Below are 8,973 nucleotides of genomic sequence, written 5' to 3' on the forward strand. Positions count from 1 at the left end.
TGGTCCGGATGGCATGGCGCGCAGAAGCGGCGGCGGAGCCGGCCGCAGGCAGGGTGTTGGGAGAGCACGGCGTTGAGTGACATGAAGCGGAACGACGGCCGCACGACCCGCCGCCGGCTGGCGGCCGGGCTGGCGCTGGCGCTGGTGGCTCTGGCGGCCGCCGGCTGCGGCCGGCGCGGCGCGCCGGAACTGCCGCCGGGCGTCAAACCCACCCCCGACATGGTGGACAAGGGCGAGGCCGTCTATGCGCCCAAGAAGAAGTTCATTCTCGATCCGCTGCTGTAGCAGCGCACCGGCCGGGCGGCGCCCCGGCCCTTTTTCGACGAGTTCCGGTCGTGAACCATTTTGAATACAGGAACGGCGTCCTTTACGCCGAAGACGTGCCGGTGAGCGAGATTGCCGCGGCTGTCGGCACCCCGGTCTATATCTATTCGACCGCCACCATCGAGCGGCACTACCGCGTGTTCTCCGGCGCCATGGAAGGGCTGCCGGCACTGGTGTGCTATGCGATGAAGGCGAACTCCAATCAGGCGGTGCTGAAGACGCTCGCCCGCCTCGGGGCCGGCATGGACGTGGTCTCCGAGGGCGAGCTGCGCCGCGCGGTCGCCGCCGGCGTGCCGGGCAGCCGCATCGTCTTTTCCGGCGTTGCCAAGACGCGCCGCGAGATGGCCTACGGCCTCGCCCACGACATCCTGTGCTTCAACGTCGAATCGCTGCCGGAACTGGAGCGGCTGTCGCAGGTGGCGACCGCCGAAGGCCGCACGGCGCGGGTGTCGCTGCGCATCAACCCCGATGTCGATGCCATGACCCACGCCAAGATCTCCACCGGCAAGGCGGAGAACAAGTTCGGCATTCCCTGGCAGGATGCGCAGGCGGCCTATGCCCGCGCCGCCGCGCTGCCCGGTCTGGAAGTGACCGGCATCGACATGCACATCGGCTCGCAGATTACCGCGCTGGAGCCGTTCGATGCCGCGTTCTCGCGGCTCGGCGAGCTCATCACCACGCTGCGCGAGGACGGCCACGACATCGACCATGTCGACCTCGGCGGCGGCCTCGGCATTCCCTATGACGATTCGGTCGCCGCCCCGCCGGACCCGTTCGCCTATGCCGGCGTCGTGAAGCGCCACGCCAACCGGCTCGGCTGCCGCGTGCTGTTCGAGCCCGGCCGCCTCATCGTCGGCAATGCCGGCATCCTCGTGAGCGAGGTGGTCTATATCAAGCACGGCGCGGCCAAGACGTTCGTCATCGTCGATGCCGGCATGAACGATCTCGTCCGCCCGACGCTCTACGACGCCCACCACGAGATCCGCCCGGTGAAGGAGCCCGCCGCCGGCGCCCCGGCACGGGTGGCCGACGTGGTCGGCCCGGTGTGCGAGACCGGCGATTATCTGGCCCTGAAGCGCGCCCTGCCGCCGCTTGCCGCCGGCGACCTCATCGCCGTGTTCTCCGGCGGCGCCTACGGTGCGGTGCAGGCCTCCACCTACAACACCCGCCGGCTGGTGCCGGAGGTGCTGGTCAGCGGCGGCAACTATGCCGTGGTGCGGCCGCGGCCGGACTATGACGACCTGATCGCCCTCGACCGCCTGCCCCCCTGGCTGGAAGGGTGAGCGAAACGCCCCGTTCACCGCTTGCCGCTAGGCTTTGCGGGGAAGCGCTGCCGGCGCACCGGCCGATTTTCACAAACGGCCGGTCCTCTGCCTGATTCTCGCCGAAAGGTCGTGGCCTGATCGCGGATTGCATGCCGCGGCGGGCCTCCTCCCCGCCGGCAGGCGGACAGGCGGCGGATGCCCTTCACAAGGCCGCTCCCCTGCAGGCGCAGGCGGGGCTCCTTTCAGGCGAGAGAACGTGCAGCAGCAGGGCAGCGACAGCAACGGCAACAAGGCGGCCCGGCCGGCCCCGCGCGGCGGCAGCGACCCCGCGCGCCGGATCGCCCGGCTGGTGCGCCGCGCCCGGCTGGCACTGGCGGCCGAGCGGGCATGGCCGCCGCTGGCGCTGCTGCTGGCCGTCGCCGCACTGTTTGCCGGCCTGTCGTGGATGGGGCTGTGGACGGCCGTCGGCCCGCTCGTTCGCGTGGCGCTGCTGGCGCTGTTCGGCGCCGGCCTCGCCGTGCCCCTCCTCGCGCTCGCCCGGCTGCCCCTGCCCGGGCGCGCCGAGGCGATTGCCCGCATCGAAGCCGACAGCCAGCGCCCGCACCGCCCGCTGACCGCCTTCGGCGATGCCCCCGCCAGCACGGACGATCCCGTCACCCGCGCGCTGTGGGCGGCGCACCGTGCGCGCGTTGCCGCCGAAATCGCCACCCTGCGGGTGGCTCCGCCGGCGCCGAAGCTCTATCGCCGCGATCCCTTCGCGCTACGCACGCTGGCCGGCCTCGTGCTGTTCGTCGGCGTGTTTGCCGGCGCGGGCGACTATGCCGGCCGCCTCGGCGATGCCTTCGCCCCGCTCGGCCCGCCGCCCGCCGCGCAGGCGGCGCGGCTCGACGCCTGGATCGCCCCGCCCGCCTACACCGGCCGCGCGCCGGTGTTCCTCACCGGCGAGGCCGGGCGCGAGGGACCGCGCACAGTGCGGGTTCCGGCCGGCAGCGAACTCATCGTGCGGCTGCAGGGGGTGGCGGATGCCACCGTCAGCCTCACCGACACCCGCGGCACCCGCGCCATCGGCGAAAAGGCCGGCGGCCCGGCGGGCGAACACCGCACGACCCTTGCCGAAAGCGGCGCCGTGCGCGTGAGCCGCGGCGGCACGGCGATGGCGGAATGGACCTTCACGGCAGACCGCGACGCCGCCCCTGCGGTGCGCTGGACGGCCGATCCCGTGGCCGACAAGACCGGCGCGCTGGTGCTGGCCTATGGCATCGGCGACGATTATGGCGTGACCGCCGCCCGCGCCGAGATTGCGCCGGTGACGAAGCCGGGCGATCCGGCGCCGCGACCGCTGGCCGCCGCGCCGGATGTGCCGCTGGTGCTGCCGCCGCGCCCGGCCACGACCGGCGAGGCCCGCACCGCCGCCAACCTCACCCGGCACCCCTTTGCCGGGGCGCGGGTGCGCATCGTGCTGGTGGTGCGCGACGAGGCCGGACAGGAAGGCCGCTCGGAACCGCGCGAGATCGTGCTGCCGGAGCGCGCGTTCCGCTCGCCGCTCGCCCGCGCCATCGTCGAGCAGCGCCGCAACCTCGCGCTCGACGCCGGCAGCCAGACCGCCGTCATCGACGCCCTCGATGCCCTGATGATCGCCCCGGACGGCATCTTCGACCGGCCGGCGGACTATCTCGGCACCCGCATCGCCTATCACCATCTGGTGGCGGCGCAGGACGACGCGGCGCTGAAACCGCTGCTCGACGAATTCTGGCAGCTGGCGCTCGCCATCGACGAAGGTTCGGCCGGCGATGCCGCCGCGGCGCTGCGCGCGGCGCAGGAGCGGCTGCGCGACGCCATCCGCAACGGCGCCCCGCCGGAGGAGGTCGCCCGCCTCACCGACGAACTGCGCAAAGCGATGCAGGCCTATCTCTCCGCCCTCGCCGAACAGGCCGGCCGCCGCGGCCCCTCCAGCCAGCCGCCGCCCGCCGGCAATGCCCGGACCGTGACGCCGCAGGATCTGGAACGGATGCTGAAGGAAATCGAGCGGCTGTCGAAGGCCGGCCAGCAGGAAGCCGCCGAACAGCTGCTGGCCCAGCTTCAGGCCATGCTGGAAGGCATGCAGATGGCCGGGCCGGGTCAGGGCGGCCCCGGCGACAGCAGCAGGGGCCAGCTCGATGCCCTCGGCCGCATGATCCAGAACCAGCAGAAGCTGCTGGACGACACCTATCGCCTCGACCGCGGCGAAGGCGCGCCCGGCGGCGAGCCCGGCACCCCGCCGGCCGGCGAGGGGAACGCAACGCCCGGGCCCGGCGGCCGTGAGGACAGCGGCGGCAGCGAGGGCCGGAACGGCGGTCAGGACACCGGCGGCGGCAACCGGCAGGCGACGCCGGCACCGGCCCCCGGCGAGGGCGCCGGCAGCGGACCCGGCGCACCGAAGAACCTCGACGACATCCGCCGCCGGCAGGGCGAACTGCAGCAGGAACTCGACCGGCTGACGGGCGAACTCGGCCGCCTGCCCGGCGCCGGAGAGGGCGAGACGCCGGAGGGCGGCCGCAACGCGCTCGACAAGGCCGGCAAGGCGATGGGCGAGGCCGGCGAGGCCCTCGGCCGCTCCGACACTGCCGGGGCGCTGGAACGCCAGACCGAAGCCCTCGAATCGCTGCGCCGCGGCGCCCACGACATCGCCGAGCAGATGGCCGAGGCCCTTGCCCGCCAGAACGGCACGCAGAGCGGCAGCGGACAGGGCGGCCGCGCAGCCGGCAATCAGGACCCGCTCGGCCGCGAGCGCGGTCAGGCCGGCCCGGATTTCGGCAACTCGGTGCGCGTGCCCGACGAGATCGACGTGCAGCGCGCGCGCCGCATTCTGGACGAGCTGCGCCGCCGGCTTGGCGAACCCGGCCGCCCGCGCGACGAACTCGATTATCTGGAACGCCTGCTGCCCGGCAACTGAGCGGCCCGGCGCTGTCATAATTCGCGCTTGATGCGGGTTCCGCGCCATGCTAGCAGCGAGCACAGGATCGGGGGATGCGCTCAGACGGCCCGCCCCTGCCCTGCGACAGCGCTCCGGCGCCCGCAACGACGCTCGCGTACGCAAGACTCTCGCGTATGCAAGACTCTCGCGCACCTGAAACAGGACTGTCGCGCACCTGAAAATCGCGCGCAGGAAAAATCGGGCGTGCGCAAAACTCTGGCGCATCAGGACATCATGTTCACCGGCACCGGCCTTCAGCGACGACGACCGACCGACCGCGGTTCCGCACCGCGTGCCGATCGCCGCTGCCTGCCCGCCTGACCGGTTCGAAACCCGGCAGCTCCTGCGGGTGACGGCGGCCCTCCGACAGCCGCCCCCGCATGATCTGGACTGCCCCATGTTCGCCCAAACCGCGCTGATCCGGCCTGAGCTGCCGGATGACGATGCCGCCGTCGAAACCCTGCACGAAATCGCCTTCGGCCCCGGACGGTTCGCCAAGACCGCTTACCGGCTGCGCGAGGGTGTGCCGTTCGATCCCGACCTGTCGTTCGTGGCCGTTCACGGCCCGACGGTGATCGGTTCCGTGCGGCTGACGCCGATTTTCATCGGCACGACGCCCGCCACCCTGCTCGGCCCGCTGGTGGTGCACCCCGGCCTGCAGAGCCGGGGCACCGGCCGGCAGCTGATGCAGGCCGCCATGGCCGCCACGCAGGCGAAGCGGGCCGGCCCCATCCTGCTTGTCGGCGACCGCGGCTATTATGAACCGCTGGGCTTCACGCTGGTGAGGCCGGGCACCATCGTGCTGCCGGGTCCGGTCGATCCCAACCGGCTGCTGCTGGCGCCGGCGGGAGCGGAAGGCCCGTTCGCCGGCGCGGTGCGCAAGGCACGGCCCGGCCGGGCCTGAGCGCGGCCGCCGGTCGGCGGCGGCCTTCTTCCCCCCTGCGCCGGCCGGCCGCGTTGCTGCGGCAGCCCGCCGGATGGCATGGTAGGCCCCGGCAGGCGCGACCGGCCGCGGCAGTTCTGCCGCGCCCGCCTGCCCGAGCGAAGGGGAATTCGGTTGCCGACGAGGACGAACGCGTGGCCCGCGAACACATGACGGCCGGCGACACCACCGGAACCACCCCGCCGGGCGGCGGCAGCCGCGGCACGCCGCTCTACGGGCCGCCGGCCGCCGGCACCGCGCCGGCCCGTCCGCCGGCCGCGGCCTCCATCCGCGAGGCAGCCGCCCGCCGCCGGTTCTGGCGGCCGTTCCGCGCCGTGCGCGAGGTGGTGGGCGAAGCGCTGTTCCATTTCGACAGCGACGACGGCTGGGCCATGGCCAGCCACGTCGCGCTGCAGATCCTGCTGGCGCTGTTTCCGTTCTTCATCGTGGTGGCGGCGCTGGCCGGCGTCATCGGCTCGCAGGGCCTTGCCGACGAAGTGACCGAGATGGTGTTCGAGACATGGCCCAAAGAGGTTGCCGGGCCGATCTCGGACGAAGTCCACGCCGTCCTCACCCGCAACCACACCAGTGCCCTCACCATCGGCCTTGCCTTCGCCATGTGGTTCTCCTCCAACGGAGTGGAGGCGCTGCGCATGGCGCTGAACCGCGCCTATCGCATGGTCGAGACGCGCAATTACATCCACCGGCGCATCCAGAGCCTCGTGTTCGTGGTGCTCGGCGCCGTGGGCCTGCTGTCGCTCGCCGTGCTGGTGGTGTTCGGCCCGCTGATCTGGGGCCTGCTGGAAACCCATGTGCCGTGGCTTGCGGCCGTGGAGCGCAACACCCGCATGGAGCGCATCGTCATCGCAACGCTCGTTCTGGTGGCCGTTCTCGGGCTGGCGCACATGTGGCTGCCGGGCGGGCGGCGCCGGCTGACCGATGTGCTGCCGGGCATCGGCTTCACCATCGTGGCCTGGCTCGCCGCGGGCATCGGCTTCGGTTTCTACCTGCAGAACTTCTCGCCCTACTCCAACACCTATGCCGGCCTTGCCGGCGTAACCGCGGCCATCGTGTTCCTCTACCTCATCGCCACGATCTTCATCATCGGCGGCGAACTGAATTCCGCGGTGATGCGCTGGCGGGCGCGGCGGCGCCGCGGCCATGCCGAAGCGACGCACGACGGGGCGGCACAGAGTTGAAATCGCTGTGATGCATGACTTTCATGCGCATTCGGTCATGGTTCGTTAGGGTTATTCCCGCCATGGTGGTTAACGGAAGCCATGAGTTTTGCGTCAGAGACTTCCGTATCCCCGTCATAATCGACAAGGAGAGGCTGCGTGATGCGCCGTCTCGTGACCTTCTTCGGCGCCTGCGCAACGGTCGCAGGGCTTTCGGCCATTCCCGCCCTTGCTGACCAGCGTCAGCCGGCCGGGCAGTTCTACGACCCCAACACGAAGACCTGGGTGACCTATTACGAAACCCAGGCCGAGATGGAAAAGCGCGAGCAGGCCAAGTTCGCCCGTGCCACCGTGCCGCTCAAGAGCGACGAGGCCCCGGGAACGGTGATCGTCGACACGGTCAACCGCTACCTCTATCTCATCCAGCCGGACGATCAGGCCATCCGCTACGGCATCGGCGTCGGCAAGGAAGGCTTCGAGTGGTCCGGCGTGGAGCGCGTTGCGCGCAAGGCCGAGTGGCCGGGCTGGACGCCGCCGGCAGAAATGCTGCAGCGCCGCCCGGATCTGCCGCGCTACATGGCCGGCGGCCCGAAGAACCCGCTCGGCGCCCGCGCGCTCTATCTCGGCAACACGCTCTACCGCATCCACGGCACGAACGAGAACTGGAGCATCGGCAAGAAGGTCTCGTCGGGCTGCATCCGTCTGCGCAACGCCGACGTGGAAGACCTCTACAGCCGCGTCGACCTCGGCGCCAAGGTCATCGTCATCGGTCCGAACAGCAAGTACGCGCCGATCCCGGTGGTCGACAACGGCCCGAAGCCGAAGCCGATGCCCGCCCCGGCGCTGCTGCCGCGCGCGGCCACCTGAGCCCGGCAACGGCCTCCCTCCGGAGGGAGGCTCCGTCTCAGGACGCCGGCCCGGCCGGTGTCCTGCTGCGGGGCGCCCCGGCGCCCCGCCCGGCAAAGGCAGCCGGCGGCCGCCCGCGCGCGGCGCCGGCGGCTTCAGCGGCGCAGCGGCGCCGGTGCGCGACGGCCGGGCTCGGCCAGCCGGCGCACGGCGATATTCGCCATCGGCCGCACCAGACAATCCTGAAACGGCACGAACAGCATTTCGTCGGCCCCGGCCCGGACCGAACGGGCGACGACCTCGAAGGTCGCCGAAGTGGCCCGCGCCAGCACCGTTTCCGGCGGTGCGCCGGACAGAAGCGCCGCCGTGAACAGCGCCGCGATCAGGTCGCCCGTGCCGCTCGGCGCGTTCTCCAGCGCCGCATGCTCGGCCATCAGCGCGCCATCCGGCCCGCTCAGGATGGTGGCGAGCGCCTTGCGCATCATGGCCGGAGCGGAGGTGGCCAGCACCTGCGCCGGCCCCAGCGCCCGCGCGGCCGCCACGGTTTCCGCCGGCGTGCCAACCGGCTTGCCGGTCAGCCAGCCCAGTTCCCAGGCATTGGGGGTTGCCGCATCGGCCAGCGGCAGCAGCACGTCGCGCACCGCCTCGGCGGTTGCCTCCGCCACATAAAGCCCGCCGATGTCGCCGATCACCGGATCGCAGACAAAGCGGATGGCCGGGTTCGCCTTCTTGGCGGCCGCCACGAAGCGGGCAATGGTGTGGGCCTGTGCGGGCGAGCCGAGAAACCCGGTGACGATGGCCCCGACCTCGGCAATCGCGTGCATGGCGGCCAGTTCTTCCAGCGCGGCGGCGAACAGCTCCGGCGGCGGCACGATCCGCGTCGAGGGGCCGTGGCCGGTGTGCCAGGGCAGGAAGATGGTCGGCACCAGCCACACCGGGTGGCCGAGCCGCTCCAGCGCGAACGACAGCGCCCGCGTGCCGACACCGCCGCGGGCGACCTGCGAGGAGATGGCCACCACCGCCGGGCGAACGGGCGGGGCCGGCGGCGGGGCGGAAGGGCTGGCGGAGATCGGATCGGTCATCGCAAGGGGCACCCGTGGAAGGAGCCGCACTTTTTTCAGGAGGCGGGCGCAGGATGAAAAACGAACCGGCGCCTCCCTTGTGAGCGGCGCCGGATGAGCCGCCCGCTGTTATGCCGGATGCGGGGGGGCAAGCGCAACACCGCGCGGGCCGGTGCCGGGCCGCGCCGCCGGCTCACAATCTGGTCCGCAACGCCGCCGCGCGGCGCCGCAGCACTTGACCCCGGGGCCCGAAAACCCCAAAGAACGGTTCCAATTGTGCCGTCCGGCCGGACGGTGCGCCGCGGCGGACCGGGAAGCCCCTTTTGCCCGCCGGCCGGCTTCATCCGGGCCTTCATTGCGAGGAACGCCAGCGATGCAGAAATTCACCGTGCTGACAGGGGTCGCCGCGCCGCTGCCGCTGATC

At 72.0% G+C, this 8,973-nt stretch carries 7 protein-coding genes; 6 read left to right on the forward strand and 1 reads right to left on the reverse strand.

Annotated elements, in window-relative coordinates; translation table 11 throughout:
• Positions 1-72 precede the first annotated feature (72 nt).
• The 6 genes from V7067_RS10360 (at position 73) to V7067_RS10385 (ending at position 7,509) form a co-directional block, all read left to right on the forward strand.
• Positions 73-285 (forward strand): hypothetical protein, encoded by a 213-nt coding sequence (locus V7067_RS10360; protein ID WP_334175823.1) that lies wholly within the window; start codon positions 73-75, stop codon positions 283-285.
• 50 nt (positions 286-335) lie between these two features.
• Positions 336-1,607: a diaminopimelate decarboxylase gene (gene lysA / locus V7067_RS10365; protein WP_334175824.1), complete on the forward strand. Its 1,272-nt coding sequence runs from the start codon at positions 336-338 to the stop codon at positions 1,605-1,607.
• A gap of 238 nt (positions 1,608-1,845) precedes the next feature.
• Complete coding sequence (locus V7067_RS10370) at positions 1,846-4,521, forward strand: TIGR02302 family protein (protein WP_334175825.1); 2,676 nt, start codon at positions 1,846-1,848, stop codon at positions 4,519-4,521.
• A gap of 418 nt (positions 4,522-4,939) precedes the next feature.
• The gene (locus V7067_RS10375; protein ID WP_334175826.1) at positions 4,940-5,446 is read left to right on the forward strand and encodes an N-acetyltransferase; all 507 of its coding nucleotides are present in this window, start codon (positions 4,940-4,942) and stop codon (positions 5,444-5,446) included.
• A gap of 173 nt (positions 5,447-5,619) precedes the next feature.
• Positions 5,620-6,663 (forward strand): YihY/virulence factor BrkB family protein, encoded by a 1,044-nt coding sequence (locus tag V7067_RS10380; protein ID WP_334175827.1) that lies wholly within the window; start codon positions 5,620-5,622, stop codon positions 6,661-6,663.
• A gap of 141 nt (positions 6,664-6,804) precedes the next feature.
• Entirely contained in the window at positions 6,805-7,509 is a 705-nt protein-coding gene (locus tag V7067_RS10385) for a L,D-transpeptidase (RefSeq protein ID WP_334175828.1), read from the forward strand.
• A 134-nt stretch (positions 7,510-7,643) separates the two neighbouring features.
• Here V7067_RS10385 and pdxY read toward each other — a convergent pair whose 3' ends face one another.
• Positions 7,644-8,570 (reverse strand): pyridoxal kinase, encoded by a 927-nt coding sequence (gene pdxY / locus V7067_RS10390; protein WP_334175829.1) that lies wholly within the window; start codon positions 8,568-8,570, stop codon positions 7,644-7,646.
• Between the last annotated feature and the right edge of the window lie 403 nt (positions 8,571-8,973).

This window comes from Pseudoxanthobacter sp. (assembly GCF_036822375.1).
Taxonomy (GTDB): Bacteria; Pseudomonadota; Alphaproteobacteria; order Rhizobiales; family Segnochrobactraceae; genus Pseudoxanthobacter.